Consider the following 19,104-nt stretch of genomic DNA (forward strand, 5'->3'; position numbering starts at 1 on the left):
ACACGTTATGACAAACATTCTACCGCGTAGCGGTTAAAGTTAAACGTAAAGAGTGAGGTTATTAGACAGATTGAGAAGATAAGGCTAACATCAAACTTTGGTGTTAGCCCCATTTTCTTCTTACGCTAACCTTAGCTCTCAACGAAGGGGGTCAAATTGTGCTAAGAGATTTATTCGTGAAAAAGAAAAAGTACGCTGCAATACCTTCAGAACAAGTACGAAAAGATGTGCCAGATGGCGTTATGACAAAATGTCCGGAATGTAAAAAAATCATGTATACGAAAGAACTTCTAAAAAATTTAAAAGTATGTGTGAATTGTGGATATCATCATCCTATGAATGCATGGGAACGTCTTGATAGTATATTGGACGAAGGGTCATTCCGTGAGTATGACAAAGAAATGGTTTCATTAAATCCACTCGAGTTTCCAGGTTATGAAGAGAAACTAGAGAGCGATCGTAAGAAGACTGAATTGAACGAAGCGGTTGTAACTGGTGAAGGAACAATTGATGACATGCTTGTTGTTGTTGCAGTAATGGATTCTCGTTTTCGAATGGGGAGCATGGGCTCTGTAGTAGGAGAAAAAATCGCCCGTGCGGTTGAAAAGGCGTACGACTTACAAGTTCCATTTATTATCTTTACTGCTTCGGGTGGTGCCCGTATGCAAGAAGGTATATTAAGTTTAATGCAAATGGCAAAAACAAGCGTAGCTTTGAAAAAGCATAGTAATGCAGGAGGATTATTTATTTCTGTTATGACTCACCCAACGACGGGCGGGGTTTCAGCGAGTTTCGCTTCACTTGGTGATTATAATCTTGCAGAACCAGGTGCACTTATCGGATTTGCTGGTAGACGTGTAATTGAACAAACGGTGCGTGAGAAACTACCGGAAGATTTCCAAACGGCAGAATTCTTACTAGATCATGGTCAATTAGATGCGGTGGTGCATCGTGATGATATGAGAGAATCGCTTCGCAAGATTTTAGAAGTTCATCAAGGAGGGGAAGTGGCTGTATGGCAGAGCTAGAATTTGAAAAACCAGTTGTTGAGCTAAGAAATAAGATTCGTGAACTGAAAGACTATACGAAAAACAGCCAGATGGACTTCAGTGAGGAGATTCGTATTTTGGAAGAAAAGCTAGAAAATTTAGAGGAAGATATATACGGCAATCTAAAAGTATGGGACCGTGTTCAAATTGCTCGTCATGCAGAACGACCGACAACGCTCGATTATATTGAGCACTTATTTACTGATTTTTTCGAATGTCATGGAGATCGTCTATTTGGCGATGATGCAGCGATTGTCGGCGGCATTGCGAAATATAAAGGGATGCCTGTAACTGTAATTGGGCATCAGCGCGGAAAAGATACGAAAGAAAATATTCGCCGTAACTTTGGAATGCCTCATCCAGAAGGATATCGAAAAGCACTGCGTCTCATGAAACAAGCGGAAAAGTTTAATCGTCCTATTATTTGTTTCATCGATACGAAGGGAGCTTATCCTGGTAAAGCAGCTGAAGAGCGTGGACAAAGTGAAGCTATTGCTCGCAACCTATTTGAGATGGCAGGTTTAACGGTACCAGTTATTTGTATCGTTATCGGTGAAGGCGGTAGTGGTGGTGCGCTAGGTCTTGGAGTAGGAGATTACATTCATATGCTAGAAAATTCCACTTATTCTGTTATTACACCAGAGGGTGCAGCGGCAATTCTTTGGAAAGATGCAGGAAAAGCAAAGGAAGCTGCAGAGGCAATGAAAATTACAGCAGCAGATTTGAAAGAATTAGGTGTAATTGATGAAATTATTCCAGAGACAAAAGGTGGAGCTCACCGTAATATTTTGAAACAGTCAGAAAATATAGACTTAATAATTAGAAAAACTTTTGAACAATTAAACGGAATTTCGAAAGATGAATTAATCGAAAAACGTTATGAAAAATATATGAAAATTGGGCAAGTTTCGTTTTCAAACGCTTCCATTGGGATAAAATAAGAAAAGCGTGCGTTCCTCTTCGCGAATGCACGTTTTTATTATGAAAAGACACATCTTCTCCATTGTGTTTTTATATTTTTTCGTGTTATTTTATTATAAGGCAAATAATCTTTATGAGGTGAGTACAAATGAAACGTATTGGTGTATTAACAAGTGGTGGAGATTCACCTGGTATGAATGCTGCCATTCGTGCAGTTGTTCGTAAAGCGATTTTCCATGATATTGAAGTATATGGTATTTACCATGGATACGCTGGATTAATTTCTGGTCACATTGAAAAATTAGAACTTGGTTCTGTTGGCGATATTATCCACCGCGGTGGTACGAAATTATATACAGCAAGATGTCCTGAGTTTAAAGACCCAGAAGTACGACTAAAAGGTATCGAGCAATTAAAGAAACATGGTATCGAAGGACTTGTTGTTATTGGTGGAGATGGTTCTTACCAAGGCGCTAAAAAATTAACTGAACAAGGATTCCCATGTGTTGGTGTACCAGGTACAATCGACAATGATATCCCTGGAACAGACTTCACAATTGGTTTCGATACAGCTTTAAACACTGTTATTGATGCAATTGATAAAATCCGTGATACAGCTACATCTCATGAACGTACATATGTTATCGAAGTAATGGGACGTCATGCTGGAGATATCGCATTATGGGCTGGTTTAGCTGATGGTGCAGAAACAATCTTAATTCCAGAAGAAGAGTATGACATGGATGATGTAATCGCTCGTCTAAAACGTGGTAGCGAACGTGGTAAAAAACACAGTATTATCATTGTAGCTGAAGGTGTTGGAAGTGCAATTGACATCGGTAAGCACATTGAAGAAGCAACAAACTTTGATACTCGTGTAACTGTATTAGGTCACGTACAACGTGGTGGATCACCAAGTGCACAAGACCGTGTATTAGCAAGTCGTCTTGGTGCAAGAGCAGTTGAGTTGTTAATTGCTGGTAAAGGTGGACGTTGTGTAGGTATTCAAGATAATAAACTTGTTGATCATGACATTATCGAAGCGTTAGCTCAAAAGCATACAATCGATAAAGATATGTATCAATTATCTAAAGAATTATCCATCTAATCGGCGTAATGTCAGATATTTGGGAACGGTTTCATAATTTTCGGAGGTGCAATATGCGTAAAACTAAAATTGTATGTACTATAGGTCCTGCTAGTGAAAGTATTGAAAAATTAGAGCAATTAATCGAAGCAGGTATGAACGTTGCTCGTTTAAACTTCTCTCATGGTAGCCATGAAGAGCACGGAGCTCGTATTAAAAACATTCGTGAAGCTTCAAAGAAAACTGGTAAAACAGTTGGTATCTTACTTGATACAAAAGGTCCAGAAATCCGTACTCACGACTTCGTAGACGGACAAGCTGAGCTTGTAACAGGTGCAGAGGTAGTTCTTTCTACTGAGCAAGTATTAGGTACTGCAGAGAAGTTCTCTGTATCTTATGCTGGTCTTTATGACGATGTAGACCCAGGTTCTCGTATTCTAATCGATGACGGTCTTATCGAACTAGAAGTAATCGAAAAAGCTGATGGAAACATCCGTACAAAAGTTCTTAACAGCGGAACTGTAAAAAATAAAAAAGGTGTTAACGTACCAAACGTAAGCATTAAGCTTCCTGGTATCACTGAAAAAGACGTAAAAGATATCATCTTCGGTATCGAGCAAAAAGTTGATTTCATTGCAGCTTCATTCGTACGTAAAGCGTCTGACGTATTAGAAATCCGTGAATTATTAGAAGAGCATAACGCTCAATACATCCAAATCGTACCAAAAATCGAAAACCAAGAAGGTATCGACAACATCGATTCAATCTTAGAAGTTTCTGACGGTTTAATGGTAGCTCGTGGTGATATGGGTGTAGAAATTCCACCAGAAGAAGTACCGTTAGTACAAAAACGTCTAATTAAAAAATGTAACGTGTTAGGTAAACCGGTTATTACTGCAACACAAATGTTAGATTCTATGCAACGTAACCCACGTCCAACTCGTGCGGAAGCAAGTGACGTAGCTAACGCAATCTTCGATGGTACAGATGCAATCATGCTTTCAGGTGAAACAGCTGCTGGACAATATCCGGTAGAAGCAGTAACAATGATGGCTAACATTGCGGTACGTGTTGAAAAATCATTACAATATGAAGATATGTTCAAAAAACGTATTAAAGAGTTCACTCCAACAATTACAGATGCAATTAGCCAATCTGTTGCGCATACAGCACTTGCTCTTGATGTAGCTGCAATCGTAGCTCCAACAGAAAGTGGATATACTGCGAAAATGATCTCTAAATACCGTCCAAAATCTCCAATCGTAGCTGTAACATCTGACGAGCAAGTAGGACGTCGTCTTGCACTTGTTTGGGGTGTACAAGCATTTATGGCTGAGAAGCGCGCAGCTTCAACTGACGAAATGTTAGATACAGCAATTCAAACAGGTATGGATGCGGGTCTAATTGGACTTGGAGATACTGTAGTGATTACTGCGGGTGTTCCAGTTGCTGAAACTGGTACAACAAACTTAATGAAAATCCACGTTGTTGGTGAAGAAATTGCTAAAGGACAAGGAATTGGTCGTAAAGCTGCAAAAGGTAAAGTAGTTGTAGCAAAAACAGCTGCTGAAGCTGTAGCGAACGTAAACGAAGGTGATATCCTTGTTACAACAAGCACTGATAAAGATATGATTCCTGCAATCGAAAAAGCTGCGGCTTTAGTTGTAGAAGAAGGTGGCTTAACAAGCCATGCAGCTGTTGTAGGCGTATCAATCGGTATTCCTGTTATCGTTGGTGTAAACGGCGTAACAGCAACTTTAAAAAATGGCCAAGAAGTAACAGTTGATGCAGCACGCGGAATTGTTTATAATGGACATGCGGAAGTGCTATAAGTAATACGGAGAGAAGGATCGGAGTCCTTCTCTTTTTTTTACACAAAAACGAGATAGAATTAGCTTAAAGCGCCTAGAATTGCTTTTAAAAGCTGTTTGTTATGTGTTTTAATATGAAAGAGTATCTATATTTCATATGATGTATATAGGCGTTGTGAGGACGTTAAAAGTGAGTTGTGAGAGAGGTGTAGAACTATGAAGTGGTTACTATTCTTGTTTATTTTAATACCGGCGATTGAGATTACGGTCTTAATTGGATCAAGTCATGTAATAGGTTTATGGTCTACGTTCGCTATGATTGTATTTACAGGTGTTGTAGGTGTGTATTTGGCGAAAAGACAAGGGTTTAAAGTGCTTGGAGAGATTCAATCTAAGTTGAATAGAGGGGAAATGCCAGGTGAGGCGGTACTAGATGGTATTTTTGTATTTGTAGGAGGTATTCTCTTAGTGCTTCCTGGGTATGTGACAGATGTGCTAGGGTTTATCTGCGTGATCCCTATTACGAGAGCTTTATTGAAGCCGCTTGTTATGAAGTGGATGGAATGGAAATTTAGAAAGAACTCTACTATTATTATTCAGAAATAGCACTTAGATTGTAGAAATCTAAGTGCTATTTTTTGTGTTGTAAGAGGAGAGGAACTTTCTGGTTGAAGCTTTGCTTTACCGCGCTATTTGTGGGGTGGAATTTCTATCTCAAAGCTGGGCTGCTCGTAAGTGTCTGGTGTGGGGCGAATGATGAGTGGGGATGAACAAAACGTTCGCTTATTATATGTGCTATATAATTTTTGTTTGAATTCTTGTGTGTACTTCGATTAAACTTGTGATTTTTTAGTGCTATTAATTTAGATGAATAAGATGGAGGGAACGCTGCTGAATTAAATTTTTGCTTTCTTATATAAAGGAACGATTGGTGTAAAAAATTCATATAAAAAGGCGGAGATTGTTAGTTGAAGTCTTGTTTTATGCTATTTTGTATATTTATTCATTTACATAAAAAGTAATAAATGTAAATGATAATTATAAAATAAATAGAATAAATATGTAAAAACACCACGAAATATGCGTTTTTCATGCAAAAAAACAAGAGAATTATCTTTTTTGAGTGCAATTCTCTTGTTTTATGTAATGAGTATGAAAAATAAGTACAAGGAATAATCAGTGGGAAATTCCCACTGATTACATGTAAGTTTTTTGTTGTGTATGAATTAGAAACTATTATTTTGAAGGTGAACCTTTAATATATTTCCACAAGTCATGGAAGACATTAGCTTTGTGTAATGTATTAAGTAGTACTAAGGTGACTGGGCCGATGATTAATCCTAAAAAGCCAAAAAGTTTAAAGCCGACAAATAGAGCGACGAGTGTTGCTAATGGATCGAGACCGATGTTAGATGAAAGTACTTTCGGCTCCATAATTTGTCTTTGGACAATCACGACGATGTATAAAATGAGAAGACCAATGGCGAATGCGGTATCGCCAGTGAAAAATACGTATATAACCCATGGAACGAAGACTGCGCCTGTTCCTAAGTATGGTAGTAAATCTACAACTCCTGTAATAATCGCAATAGTAATGGCGTATGGTACGCGTAATATTAAAAGTCCGATTAGTACAATGACGGTTGTCATAGATACGAGTGTAAGTTGTGCTTTCACAAAACCAAACAAAGCTTTTCTTAAGTCGACAAAAATAGTTTTTCCATAGCCATGTACACGATTCGGTAGTAATTTTCTTGCCTTCTGAGCAAGACGGTGCCAATCGTAACTAATGAAGAAAGTGGCTAATAAAATGAATACAAGAACAGTTAAAGTTGTTGGCAGTGCACTAATGAAATTCGTTAACCCGCTTATAATGGCGGTTAAAAGTTCTTTCATTTGTGTTGTTGCTTCTGTTCCTAAGTTTTGAATGTTTTGTGTAATTGTATAGCGCTGTGGTTCTCCAAGATGATTAAATTTAGAGATTAAATCATCGTAGAGAGGCATAATATGATTAAGTGCAAATTGCTGAGCGAATGTAACGATATCTGGAAACTTTACTGTAACAAGTTGTAGTAAGTATGTTGTGGCAGATATTGCTTCAGTCACAAGATATGTAACAAGTCCAACGATAGCTCCAAATACGAGAATTAAGCTAACGAGTACTGCTAGTGCGCGAGGAAATTGTAGTTTTTGATTAAGGAAATTGACGACAGGATTAATCAAATAAGCAAATGCAAAAGCGATAATAAAAGGATAGATAAGCCCTGACATGTATAGTAATACATAGAACCCAGCTACCGTTGCTACAATGACAAATATGAGTCTCAATATCATATATAGTAAGTTTCGGTTCAAAGATGTATACCTCCCATTCCAATTTGGATTATCCTAATTCGTTCAACTTATAACGAGTGTGCTCCACTGATTAAAGTTTCACTTTACCCCGCATTAACGGGCAGTAAATCTCCTACCCGAAGTGCGGCTGGATCAAAGGAGTTAGCTGGAGATAAACTGCCCGTAAAAGCCCGATTGGTTCAACTAATAATCAGTGGAAAATGCCCCACTGATTAAAGTTTCACTTTATGTTATAGTGGAATGATGGATTTTTCCTGCTTTTTCAGTATGTGAGTGACTGTGAAAGCTTGGTGTTGATGCTTCTACTATATGGTAAAAACTTCATTTTCTCTTCTTTTTATTTTACCTGTTTCTAATTAGAAAAGAAAGAAGAGACGCCCGTTTTTTAAAATGTATACATGCTTAAATTTTGATGGTGAAAGTCTCAGTTTGTCATTTTAAAATACATAAAAAATGAAGTGATTCATGTTGAATAGGCATCGATATAGCATGTATAACGATAGGTTTAAAGGTATTTTTGTTTGGAAATGAGTTCATTATTTTCAGAAAGGAAGTGCAAACATGATTAGTCAGTCAACGTTATTTTTATTCATACTACTTATTATAGGACTTATTGCTAAAAACCAATCGCTTACTGTAGCTATTGGTGTGTTATTTTTATTGAAGTTTACGTTTTTAGGAGATAAGGTCTTTCCTTATTTACAAACGAAAGGAATTAACCTAGGTGTAACGGTCATTACAATAGCGGTGCTCGTACCGATTGCGACAGGGGAAATAGGTTTTAAACAACTTGGAGAAGCGGCGAAATCTTATTATGCGTGGATTGCTTTAGCTTCAGGTGTAGCGGTCGCTTTGTTAGCGAAAGGCGGCGTACAATTGTTGACGACGGATCCTCACATTACAACTGCGCTTGTTTTTGGGACAATTATAGCGGTTGCGCTATTTAATGGGGTTGCTGTTGGTCCGTTAATTGGGGCTGGAATTGCCTATGCGGTTATGAGTATTATACAGATGTTTAAATAAGGAATTTTATAGTAATATAAAATTTTTGAATTCTTTCTGTTCACAAAAGTCAGATAATTGTTTATAATAGGATTAGAAACTTTGAAAAGTTACATAACAGCAGAGACTTTACACCAGATAAAATAAAAACAACATAAAACAATTTTATAATGATATTGTTTTATGTTGTTTTTATCATAAAACTCTTCGGAATGTATTTTCCTCACTAACTTGTTGTTTTGAGCGTGAGGATTCGGGGAGACATTCACGCTCATGCTTTCCATGTAAACAATGGACAATAAGAGGGGAACATCGCAACAAATTTGCATGATCGTGCATTTTGCTTGCCTAAAGAGTGAACGGGCGTTCATAATTCATAAGGGGAGCAAATAGATATAAGGAGCAAGGTTGGGAGAATTTTCAGGAAAAGGAGAGAATGTCATGACTGTTATTCGAGGTTTAGAAGGGGTAGTAGCAACAACATCATCTGTGAGCTCTATTATTGATGATACATTAACTTATGTTGGGTATAATATTGATGATTTAGCTGAGAATGCTACGTTTGAAGAAGTAGTGTACTTATTATGGCACCGCAAGCTTCCTAATGAAAAAGAACTAGCGGAATTTAATGAAATTGTATCTGAATACTATAAAGTTCCAGGTGAGATTTTAACATATTTGAAACAAGTAGATTTAAAAATTGCACATCCGATGTCTGTTTTACGAACTGCAATTTCCATGCTATCATTATACGATGAGAGCGCTGAAATTATGGATGAAAAGTCCAATTATTTGAAAGCGGTTAAATTACAGGCACAAGTCGGAACTTTAGTTGCTGCTTACGCGAGAATCCGTAAAGGTTTAGATATTGTTGAGCCAAGAAAGGATTTATCATTAGCTGCAAACTTCTTGTACATGTTAAATGATCGCGAGCCAAATGAAGTTGAAATTGAAGCTTTTGATAAGGCGCTTGTACTTCATGCAGATCATGAGTTAAACGCTTCTACATTTACTGCACGTGTTTGCGTAGCTACACTTTCAGATGTATATTCTGGTATTACAGCAGCAATCGGTGCATTAAAAGGTCCTCTTCACGGTGGGGCAAATGAAAATGTAATGAAGATGTTAACTGAGATTGGTGAAGAAGAAAATGTAGAGTCATATATTCATAATGCTCTTCAAAATAAAGTGAAAATCATGGGCTTTGGCCACCGTGTGTATGAGCAGGGTGATCCACGTGCAAAACACTTACGTGAAATGTCTAAGAGATTATGCGTGCTTTTAGGAGAAGAGAAATGGTATAATATGTCTATCAAAATTGAAGACATTGTAACAAAAGAAAAAGGTCTTCCACCAAATGTTGATTTCTATTCAGCTTCTGTATACCATTGTTTAGGAATTGACCATGACTTATTTACACCTATTTTTGCAATTAGCCGTATGTCAGGCTGGTTAGCTCATATTCTAGAACAATATGAAAACAACCGTTTAATTCGTCCGCGTGCTGATTATAATGGACCAACGCATCAAGTGTATGTTCCAATTGCACAACGATAAGCGAATAACACTATTTTGATAGTGAAAATACGCTTTCAAAAGTCTGATTTTTTCGGAAAGATGTAATGATTAGAATATTTTAATTTGACTAACGGTTTGAACTGAGGGGTTATTCCCTCAGTTTCATACATATGAAATTTCAAACATGGGGGTTATCACATTGACGACAGGTGAAAAAATTACTGTAACTAATGGTGTTATGAATGTACCAAACAATCCGATTATTCCATTTATCGAGGGAGATGGAATTGGTCCTGATATTTGGGCGGCTGCATCTCGCGTACTAGAAGCAGCAGTTGAAAAAGCTTATGATGGTGAGAAGAAAATCGTTTGGAAAGAAGTGCTTGCAGGGGAAAAAGCATTCAACCAAACAGGCGAGTGGTTACCAGAAGAAACTTTAAACTTAATTCGTGAATATTTAATCGCGATTAAAGGTCCACTTACAACTCCAGTTGGCGGTGGTATTCGTTCTCTAAACGTAGCACTTCGTCAAGAATTAGATTTATATGTATGTCTACGTCCAGTTCGTTATTTTGAAGGTGTTCCTTCACCTGTAAAACGTCCGGAAGATACTGATATGGTTATTTTCCGTGAAAATACAGAAGACATTTATGCTGGAATTGAATATGCACAAGGATCTCCAGAAGCAGAAAAAGTTCTTGCTTTCTTAAAAGAAGCAATGGGTGTTAATAAAATCCGCTTCCCAGAAACATCTGGTATTGGTATTAAGCCGATTTCAGAAGAAGGGACAAAGCGTCTTGTTCGTGCTGCAATTCAATATGCAATTAACGAAAAACGCTCTTCTGTTACATTAGTTCATAAAGGAAACATTATGAAATTTACAGAAGGTGCTTTCAAAAACTGGGGTTACGAAGTAGCGGAACAAGAATTCGGCGACAAAGTATTTACTTGGGCTGAATACGATCGTATCGTTGAAAAAGATGGTAAAGATGCAGCGAATAAAGCGATGGCAGACGCTGAAGTGGCTGGAAAAATCATCGTAAAAGATTCTATTGCAGACATCTTCTTACAACAAATTTTAACTCGTCCACGTGAGTTCGATGTTGTTGCAACAATGAACTTAAATGGTGACTATATCTCTGATGCACTTGCTGCACAAGTAGGTGGAATTGGTATTGCACCTGGTGCAAACATTAACTATGTGACTGGACATGCTATCTTTGAAGCTACACACGGTACAGCTCCAAAATATGCAGGTTTAGATAAAGTAAACCCATCTTCTGTTCTTCTTTCAGGTGTATTATTATTAGAACACTTAGGATGGAACGAAGCTGCGAAATTAGTAACTGCTTCTGTTGAGAAAACAATTGCTTCAAAAGTAGTAACTTATGATTTCGCACGCTTAATGGAAGGTGCAACAGAAGTGAAATGTTCTGAGTTCGCTAATGAACTTATTAAAAACATGGATGTAGCGATAATCAAAAACGCATAATTAAAGCGGGGGGTAAATTATGACAATCAAACGCAAGAAGGTTTCAGTCATCGGTGCAGGATTTACAGGAGCAACAACGGCATTCTTATTAGCACAAAAAGAACTGGCAGATGTTGTATTAGTGGACATTCCACAACTGGAAAATCCAACAAAAGGGAAAGCGTTAGATATGTTAGAAGCGAGCCCAGTACAAGGTTTTGATGCTAACATTATTGGAACATCTGATTACGCAGATACTGCTGATTCTGACGTTGTCGTTATTACAGCAGGTATTGCACGTAAGCCTGGTATGAGCCGTGATGACTTAGTAGCAACAAACTCTAAAATTATGAAAAGTATTACGCGCGACATTGCAAAACATTCACCAAATGCAATTATTGTTGTGTTAACAAATCCAGTTGATGCAATGACATATTCTGTATTTAAAGAAGCAGGATTCCCGAAAGAGCGTGTTATCGGTCAATCGGGTGTATTAGATACAGCTCGTTTCCGTACATTCATCGCACAAGAATTAAATCTTTCTGTAAAAGATATTACAGGATTTGTTCTTGGTGGACACGGTGACGACATGGTACCTCTTGTGCGTTATTCATATGCAGGCGGTATTCCGTTAGAAACGTTAATTCCGAAAGAGCGTTTAGAAGCAATCGTAGAACGTACACGTAAAGGTGGCGGTGAGATTGTAGGCTTATTAGGAAACGGTAGTGCATATTACGCACCAGCAGCTTCTTTAGTTGAAATGACAGAAGCAATCTTAAAAGATCAACGCCGTGTATTACCGGCTATTGCGTACCTTGAAGGTGAGTATGGTTATAGTGACCTTTACTTAGGGGTACCAGTAATTCTAGGTGGTAACGGAATTGAAAAAATTATTGAATTAGAACTTCTTGCAGATGAAAAAGAAGCGTTAGATCGCTCTGTAGAATCTGTACGTAACGTAATGAAAGTTCTTGTTTAATAATTGAATAGTAGTGAAAAAGATTCGGGATTCCGAATCTTTTTCTACTATTTACCGAATTGTTTTTTTGAAATAATATGAAAACGCTATCATTTGTAATATCCTATAATGAAACTGTAGATTTATACTATACATTGCCCTCATCATAGTAAATTTCGGATAAGGTATCGCTTTTAGTAGGATAATAAGGTGAAAAAATCGGAGGGGGTTGTAACATGTTAAAGAAAAAAGTTCAAATTGGTCGTAAAATGGATGAAATTACAGTAGGAGAGAAATTATCTATCACTGAAAAAATTGAGGATAAAGATTTGTTATTGTACTTAGGGTTAACGAATGATGCCAATCCATTATATATTCAGCATGATTACGCATCCCAAACTCCGTATGAAAAGCCGATTGTACCAAGCATTATGCTAACGGGAATGATTACAACGGCGGTTACGAAATATTTACCGGGTCCAGGAAGTCATATTACGAGAAAGGACCTTACATTCGTGAAACATGTTCACCATTATGAAACGTTACAAATCCACTTTGAAGTTGTGGCTGTTTCTGAGGAGGAACATACAATTGATATGCTTGTATCTGCTCATGATGAAAAAGGAGAAACTGTTGTAAAGGGTTCATTAACAGTAACGCCACCTTATAAATCTGTTTCCATTATGGAAAAAGCATTAGATAACTTTTAAAAGATGAAAATAAAAATAGCGCTAGCATACCTTTAATAAGGATGCTAGCGCTATTTTTAGTTGAAAAACCCTTCTTTGAACCCTTCAGCAAATTCTGAGCAACCCGTTTTAATCGTATCCCAGCTAGGAGCGTCAAAAGCAAGGATACATGTGATTGCTAAAGATAGAATGGATAGTATTAGTCGCATAATAGACCTCCAAATATTATTAATTTATATATTAAGATTAATAATATTATTATCGGTAATTGAAGTCAATTAAAGGAGTGATTTTTTAGGTGAGGTGGAAAAGAGAAGACGCGATCTTTGAAACGGTAAGAGAAGCTGAAGTGTGGGCAGACGGGTTTGTGAATGAAATGTACGGGAGAGTATTTGATGGATATGAAACACCAGATTATAAAATAGCGTATGCTCTTTCGTTTTTCCTAGCACAAAATCAAGATTTTATCCCGCATTAACGGGCAGTAAGATCCCACCTCAAAATTCAGCGAAAGTAAAGAAGTTAGGTGGGGAATCAACTGCCCGTAAAAGCCCGATCGATTCAACTAATAATCAGTGGGGAATGCCCCCCCCACTGATTAAAGTTTCACTTTATAGTTCATACGGAAGTGAGCTTTAAAGAAGAGAGGGCAATCTATAAAGTTTGGCAAAATCCTGTGTAGTTGCAGGTGAATCGTAATTACTTCTATTTTCTCAATTCTACACAAACGATCTCCATGAATAGACAATTATATTGAGAGGGACCTTGTTTTCTAGTATGATGAGAATAACGGGGAAAATACTAGGATGAAGAAGGTTTCAAGTCTATAACTTGGAGGAAAAGAATGAACAATCGTATTTTAGTAGTTGATGATGAGGAATTTATCTTAACTTTAATCGAATTTAATTTACAACAAGCTGGGTTTGAAGTTATAACAGCGATGGATGGAGAAATGGCGCTTCAAAAAGCGACAACAGAACGCCCAGATTTAATTATATTAGATTTAATGCTTCCGAAAATGGATGGTATGGAAGTGTGTAAAGAATTACGATTGCAGCGCGTTATGACGCCGATTTTAATGTTAACGGCAAAAGATGATGAGTTTGATAAGGTGCTAGGCCTTGAACTTGGGGCAGATGATTATATGACAAAGCCATTTAGTCCAAGAGAAGTTGTTGCTCGTGTGAAGGCAATTTTGCGCCGCACGAAATTACAACAAGAAGAACAAGTTGCAGAAGCGCCAGATGAAGATAGCATCACAATTGCAGAACTTAAAATTTTACCGGAGTTTTATGAGGCTTATTTCCAAGGAAGAAAGCTTGAATTAACACCAAAAGAATTTGAACTACTTGTGTATCTTGCGAAAAATAAAAGTCGCGTGTTGACACGTGATCAATTATTAAGTGCTGTATGGAATTATGATTTTGCTGGTGATACACGAATTGTTGATGTTCATATTAGCCATTTGCGCGATAAAATTGAACAAAATACGAAAAAACCGACGTACATTAAAACGATACGTGGTTTAGGATATAAATTAGAGGAGCCAAAAGGGAATGAATAAATTTCGTTCCAGGCTTCTTTTTACATTTGTTTCTCTTATTGTATTTATTTTAGTTGGACTAGGTTTATTACTAGAAACTGTGTTTGAAAACTACTATATAGATCATGCTAAAGAGAGAATGGTAAAAGAGACGGAGTATGTTGCGACGTTAGCAGAAGAGCAAGGTTTTAATAATGTCTTAAAAAATCCATACGTATTTGAAAAGTTAGAAGAAAAAATACCAGCTTCTATCGTATTTTTGGATGAAAAAAAGAAAGTTCAATATAGAAAAGGACAAGAATTGGCATTTAGTCCAGAGACGATTAAAGAACTTTCTTCGGAAGTGGCAAAACAACGAAGTAAAGTGATTACGAAAGAAAAGGATCGAAAGAATGAATTTTATCATGCCGTGTTCGTTCAAGATGTAGAAGGAAAACAAGGATACATTTTGGTGAAAAGTATAATTGATCCTTTAAGAGACGTACATCAAAAAACGTGGGGATTATTAATTATCGGATTTGTCATTGCTTGTCTCGTAGTTGTATTTTTAGGTATGAAAATTACAGGGCAATATATTAGGCCAATTGAATCGGTTACGAAAGTTGCAATTGAATTGGCAAAGGGTAATTATAAAGCACGTGCATACGAAAGTCATTCGGATGAAACAGGAATGCTGAGTAAAGCGATTAATATTTTAGCTCGAAATTTACAAGAGATGACACTTGAACAAGAAATGCAGCAAGATCGTCTGCATACGTTAATTGAAAATATGGGAAGCGGAATGATTTTAATTGATAGCCGAGGATATATAAACCTTGTAAACCGCTCTTATAAGGAAACTTTCCACGTAACAGATGAAGAATATTTAGATCGCTTATATTATGAATCGTTTCATCATACAGAAATTATTGAGCTTGTAGAAGAAATCTTTATGACAGAAGTGAAAGTGCGTAAACAAATGTTATTGCCACTTGGAATTGAACGGAAGCATTTCGAAGTATATGGAGCGCCGATTATCGGGACAAACCATGAATGGAAAGGGATTGTTCTCGTATTCCATGACATAACAGAGTTAAAGAAATTAGAACAAATGAGAAAAGACTTTTTAGCGAATGTTTCTCATGAATTAAAGACACCGATTACTTCTATTAAAGGTTTTTCAGAAACACTCTTAGACGGAGCGATGGATAATAAAAAATTCTGCGAACATTTCTTGCACATTATTTTAAAAGAAAGTGAGCGCATGCAAGGATTAATTGAAGATTTATTAGATTTGTCGAAGATCGAACAACAAGGATTTAAATTAAATATGGGAACCGTTGACATGAAGGGGCTGCTTGAAGATATTCATATGGTGCTTGATAATAAAGCAGGAGAAAAAGAAATCTCTTTACAAGTGAATGTATTAAAACGTGCCTCTGTTATTGGAGATCCAAGTCGTTTGAAACAAATCTTTATTAATTTAATTAATAACGCAATCGTATATACACCGGCTGGAGGCGTTGTTTCAGTAGAGTTAGCGGAAGATAAATATAATGCTTATATAAAAGTATCGGATACTGGAATTGGTATTAGTAAAGAGGAAATTCCGCGTATTTTTGAACGTTTCTACCGGGTGGATAAAGCAAGAAGTAGAAATACTGGTGGTACCGGCCTTGGGTTGTCGATCGTAAAGCATTTAGTTGAGGCGCATCAAGGTACGATTACAGTAGATAGTGAAGTTGGAGAAGGGACAACGTTTACAGTTGTTTTACCGAAATCAGCAACTGAAAAATAGGATGAAGGATGTTTACAATATATTAACAATGGCTTAATTAAATATTAATAAAGCTCTGTTAATATAATACATGAAAACCCCTTCATCCAAGGAGTAATTTTGGACGAGAATAGTTAAGCTGTTCTCGTCACTTCCCTTTATGCCAATATAAGTCTGTTTTATATATGAAAGAAAATAGCCGTTATTTTTCTTCTCTCTATTAGTCATGTTAATATAGAGAGAGGAAAGGAACGGTTTTTTTCTGTGAAAAAAATCATTTCAAATTTGTATGGGGAGGTTTCAATTTTGGAAAAAAAGGTCGTATTAGTAGATGGTAATAATATCGCGTATCGTGCTTTCTTTGCACTACCGCTTTTAAATAACGACAAAGGTATACATACGAACGCAATTTACGGTTTTACAATGATGTTAATGAGAATATTAGAGGAAGAAAAGCCAACTCATATGTTAGTGGCGTTTGATGCAGGCAAAACAACGTTCCGTCATAAAACGTATAGTGAGTATAAAGGAGGGCGTCAAAAGACTCCACCTGAATTATCAGAGCAGTTCCCGTTTATTCGTGAGATGCTGGATGCGTTCAATGTACCGCGTTATGAATTAGAAAATTATGAAGCGGATGACATCATGGGAACGTTAGCGAAAGAAGCGAGTGAGCAAGGGGCAAGTGTAAAAGTTATTTCAGGAGATAAAGATTTACTTCAACTTGTTTCTGATAACACGCTTGTATGTATTCCGCGAAAAGGGATTACAGAAGTGGATGAATATACGAAAGAAGCTTTATTTGAAAAATACAGCTTATCACCAAAGCAAATTATCGATATGAAAGGTTTAATGGGAGACCAGTCAGATAATATACCAGGTGTACCAGGAGTTGGTGAAAAAACGGCAATTAAATTGTTAACACAGTTTGGAACGGTTGAAGCGGTGTATGAAAATATAGATCAAGTAAGTGGGAAGAAATTAAAAGAAAAACTGGAAGAAAATAAAGAACAAGCTCTTATGAGTAAGGATCTTGCAACTATTATTACAGATGCGCCGATTACAGTTCATGTGGATGATATGGCGTATAAAGGATATGAAGCAAGTGATGTCATTCCAATGTTCGAGAGTTTAGGATTTACATCTCTTTTAAATAAATTAGGCGTTACGCCAGAAGAAACTGCTCCAGCTGAATTAGATGATATTACATTTGATATTGTGGAAGAAGTTACAGAAGAAATGCTTCAGCAAGATAGTGCGCTTATCGTTGAAGTACAAGAAGATAACTATCATAAAGCAGACATTCAAGGTTTCGGTATTCAAAATGAAAATGGATGTTACTTTATTCAGACAGACATTGCTCTTAAGTCAGATGCTTTTAAAGAGTGGCTTGCAGATGGAGAAATGAGAAAGCATACATTTGATGCGAAGCGTGCAATCGTTGCACTGAAATGGAATGGGATAGATATGCAAGGGATTGACTTTGATCTATTAATCGCTGCTTATTTACTTGATCCAGCTGATACGGATAAAGACTTCCGTACTGTAGCGAAAATGAAAGAAACGCATGCTGTGAAATCTGATGAAGAAGTTTACGGAAAAGGTGCGAAGCGTGCTGTTCCAAAGTTAGAGGTAGTAGCGGAGCATGTGGCTCGTAAAGTGCATGTATTATATGATGTAAAGCAAACGTTCGTTGAAGAGTTAAAGAAGAATGAGCAATATGAACTGTTTACAGAGTTAGAATTGCCGCTTGCACGTGTATTAGCTGATATGGAAGTAAAGGGTGTAAAAGTTGATACAGAGCGTCTTCGTAATATGGGAGAAGAACTTGCGGGTAGATTAAAGGAAATGGAACAGGAAATTTATAAGCTTGCGGGAACAGAATTTAATATTAATTCACCGAAGCAGCTTGGTGTTATTCTGTTTGAGAACTTAAACTTGCCGGTTATTAAAAAGACGAAAACAGGTTATTCTACGTCAGCTGATGTACTAGATAAGCTTATGAATCACCATGAAATTATTCCAAATATTTTACATTATCGTCAATTAGGGAAACTAAATTCAACTTACATTGAAGGTTTATTGAAAGTTGTACATGAAGATTCATCTAAAATTCATACTCGCTTTAATCAAGTGTTAACGCAAACAGGTCGATTAAGTTCAACGGATCCGAACTTGCAAAATATCCCGATTCGATTAGAAGAAGGAAGAAAGATTCGTCAGGCATTTGTTCCGTCAGAAGAAGGATGGATTATGTATGCGGCTGATTACTCACAAATCGAACTGCGTGTATTAGCTCATATTGCAAATGATAAAGGGCTAGTTGAAGCATTCCAACATGATATGGATATTCATACGAAAACAGCTATGGATGTATTTGGCGTTAAAAAAGATGAAGTAACTTCAAATATGAGACGACAAGCGAAAGCTGTTAACTTCGGAATTGTATATGGTATTAGTGATTATGGTCTTTCACAAAACTTAGGAATTACAAGAAAAGCAGCAGCGGAATTTATTGAAAAGTATTTAGAAAGTTTCCCTGGTGTACAAGAATACATGGAGGACATCGTAAAAGATGCGAAACAAAAAGGATATGTGGCTACATTATTAAATCGTCGCCGTTATATTCCAGAAATTACGAGTCGTAATTTCAATTTACGTAGCTTCGCTGAGCGTACAGCGATGAATACACCAATTCAAGGTACTGCCGCAGATATTATTAAAAAAGCGATGATTATTATGGCGGATCGTTTAGAAGAAGAAGGATTACAAGCACGTCTTCTTCTGCAAGTACACGATGAATTGATATTTGAAGCGCCAAAAGAAGAAATTGAAAAATTAGAGAAGCTTGTACCTGAAGTAATGGAGCATGCAATTGAACTTGCAGTTCCGCTGAAAGTTGATTATTCTTACGGTCCAACTTGGTACGACGCAAAATAAGGAA

At 36.9% G+C, this 19,104-nt stretch carries 16 protein-coding genes; 14 read left to right on the forward strand and 2 right to left on the reverse strand.

The window, feature by feature from the left end:
• Positions 1-158 precede the first annotated feature (158 nt).
• The 5 genes from accD (at position 159) to QO049_RS06755 (ending at position 5,474) form a co-directional block, all read left to right on the forward strand.
• Positions 159-1,028: an acetyl-CoA carboxylase, carboxyltransferase subunit beta gene (gene accD, locus QO049_RS06735; RefSeq protein WP_000942857.1), complete on the forward strand. Its 870-nt coding sequence runs from the start codon at positions 159-161 to the stop codon at positions 1,026-1,028.
• The gene (gene accA / locus QO049_RS06740; protein ID WP_000818807.1) at positions 1,016-1,990 is read left to right on the forward strand and encodes an acetyl-CoA carboxylase carboxyl transferase subunit alpha; all 975 of its coding nucleotides are present in this window, start codon (positions 1,016-1,018) and stop codon (positions 1,988-1,990) included. The genes accD and accA overlap by 13 nt, the downstream gene beginning before the upstream one ends.
• 128 nt (positions 1,991-2,118) lie before the next feature.
• Positions 2,119-3,078, forward strand: a complete 960-nt coding sequence (pfkA, locus tag QO049_RS06745) for a 6-phosphofructokinase (RefSeq protein WP_000821156.1) — start codon at positions 2,119-2,121, stop codon at positions 3,076-3,078.
• A 53-nt stretch (positions 3,079-3,131) separates the two neighbouring features.
• Positions 3,132-4,889 (forward strand): pyruvate kinase, encoded by a 1,758-nt coding sequence (gene pyk, locus QO049_RS06750; RefSeq protein WP_001232673.1) that lies wholly within the window; start codon positions 3,132-3,134, stop codon positions 4,887-4,889.
• Positions 4,890-5,084: 195 nt separating this feature from the next.
• On the forward strand, positions 5,085-5,474 hold the full coding sequence (locus QO049_RS06755) for an FxsA family protein (RefSeq protein ID WP_000871631.1): 390 nt from the start codon (positions 5,085-5,087) through the stop codon (positions 5,472-5,474).
• A gap of 630 nt (positions 5,475-6,104) precedes the next feature.
• On the opposite strand, the gene ytvI is transcribed toward QO049_RS06755, so the two are convergent.
• Positions 6,105-7,223, reverse strand: a complete 1,119-nt coding sequence (gene ytvI, locus QO049_RS06760; protein WP_001081388.1) for a sporulation integral membrane protein YtvI — start codon at positions 7,221-7,223, stop codon at positions 6,105-6,107.
• 561 nt (positions 7,224-7,784) lie between these two features.
• Between ytvI and QO049_RS06765 the strand changes: the two genes are divergently transcribed.
• The 5 genes from QO049_RS06765 (at position 7,785) to QO049_RS06785 (ending at position 12,882) form a co-directional block, all read left to right on the forward strand.
• Entirely contained in the window at positions 7,785-8,246 is a 462-nt protein-coding gene (locus QO049_RS06765) for a DUF441 domain-containing protein (RefSeq protein ID WP_000625507.1), read from the forward strand.
• A 387-nt stretch (positions 8,247-8,633) separates the two neighbouring features.
• Entirely contained in the window at positions 8,634-9,782 is a 1,149-nt protein-coding gene (citZ, locus tag QO049_RS06770; RefSeq protein ID WP_000503652.1) for a citrate synthase, read from the forward strand.
• A gap of 160 nt (positions 9,783-9,942) precedes the next feature.
• The gene (gene icd, locus QO049_RS06775; protein ID WP_000206898.1) at positions 9,943-11,235 is read left to right on the forward strand and encodes an NADP-dependent isocitrate dehydrogenase; all 1,293 of its coding nucleotides are present in this window, start codon (positions 9,943-9,945) and stop codon (positions 11,233-11,235) included.
• A 19-nt stretch (positions 11,236-11,254) separates the two neighbouring features.
• Positions 11,255-12,193, forward strand: a complete 939-nt coding sequence (gene mdh, locus QO049_RS06780; protein WP_000153232.1) for a malate dehydrogenase — start codon at positions 11,255-11,257, stop codon at positions 12,191-12,193.
• Between the two features lie 215 nt (positions 12,194-12,408).
• The gene (locus QO049_RS06785) at positions 12,409-12,882 is read left to right on the forward strand and encodes a MaoC family dehydratase (protein WP_000914181.1); all 474 of its coding nucleotides are present in this window, start codon (positions 12,409-12,411) and stop codon (positions 12,880-12,882) included.
• Between the two features lie 56 nt (positions 12,883-12,938).
• Here the strand turns inward: QO049_RS06785 and QO049_RS06790 are convergent, their stop codons facing one another.
• Positions 12,939-13,070, reverse strand: a complete 132-nt coding sequence (locus tag QO049_RS06790) for a hypothetical protein (RefSeq protein ID WP_278003230.1) — start codon at positions 13,068-13,070, stop codon at positions 12,939-12,941.
• An 89-nt stretch (positions 13,071-13,159) separates the two neighbouring features.
• On the opposite strand from QO049_RS06790, the gene QO049_RS06795 reads away from it, so the two are divergent.
• The 4 genes from QO049_RS06795 to polA all read left to right on the forward strand — a co-directional run bounded on the left by QO049_RS06795 (position 13,160) and on the right by polA (position 19,100).
• Positions 13,160-13,339, forward strand: coding sequence for a hypothetical protein (locus tag QO049_RS06795; protein WP_016110778.1), 180 nt, complete (start codon positions 13,160-13,162; stop codon positions 13,337-13,339).
• Between the two features lie 366 nt (positions 13,340-13,705).
• Complete coding sequence (gene phoP, locus QO049_RS06800) at positions 13,706-14,425, forward strand: two-component system response regulator PhoP (protein ID WP_001065220.1); 720 nt, start codon at positions 13,706-13,708, stop codon at positions 14,423-14,425.
• Positions 14,418-16,181 carry a sensory box histidine kinase PhoR gene (phoR, locus tag QO049_RS06805; RefSeq protein WP_284489231.1) on the forward strand — a complete coding sequence of 588 codons (1,764 nt, stop codon included), beginning with the start codon at positions 14,418-14,420 and terminating at the stop codon, positions 16,179-16,181. The genes phoP and phoR overlap by 8 nt, the downstream gene beginning before the upstream one ends.
• Before the next feature lie 285 nt (positions 16,182-16,466).
• Positions 16,467-19,100, forward strand: a complete 2,634-nt coding sequence (gene polA / locus QO049_RS06810; protein ID WP_000412804.1) for a DNA polymerase I — start codon at positions 16,467-16,469, stop codon at positions 19,098-19,100.
• Positions 19,101-19,104 lie beyond the last annotated feature (4 nt).

This window comes from Bacillus sp. RB3 (assembly GCF_030164735.1).
In the GTDB taxonomy this organism is placed as follows: domain Bacteria; phylum Bacillota; class Bacilli; order Bacillales; family Bacillaceae_G; genus Bacillus_A; species Bacillus_A cereus.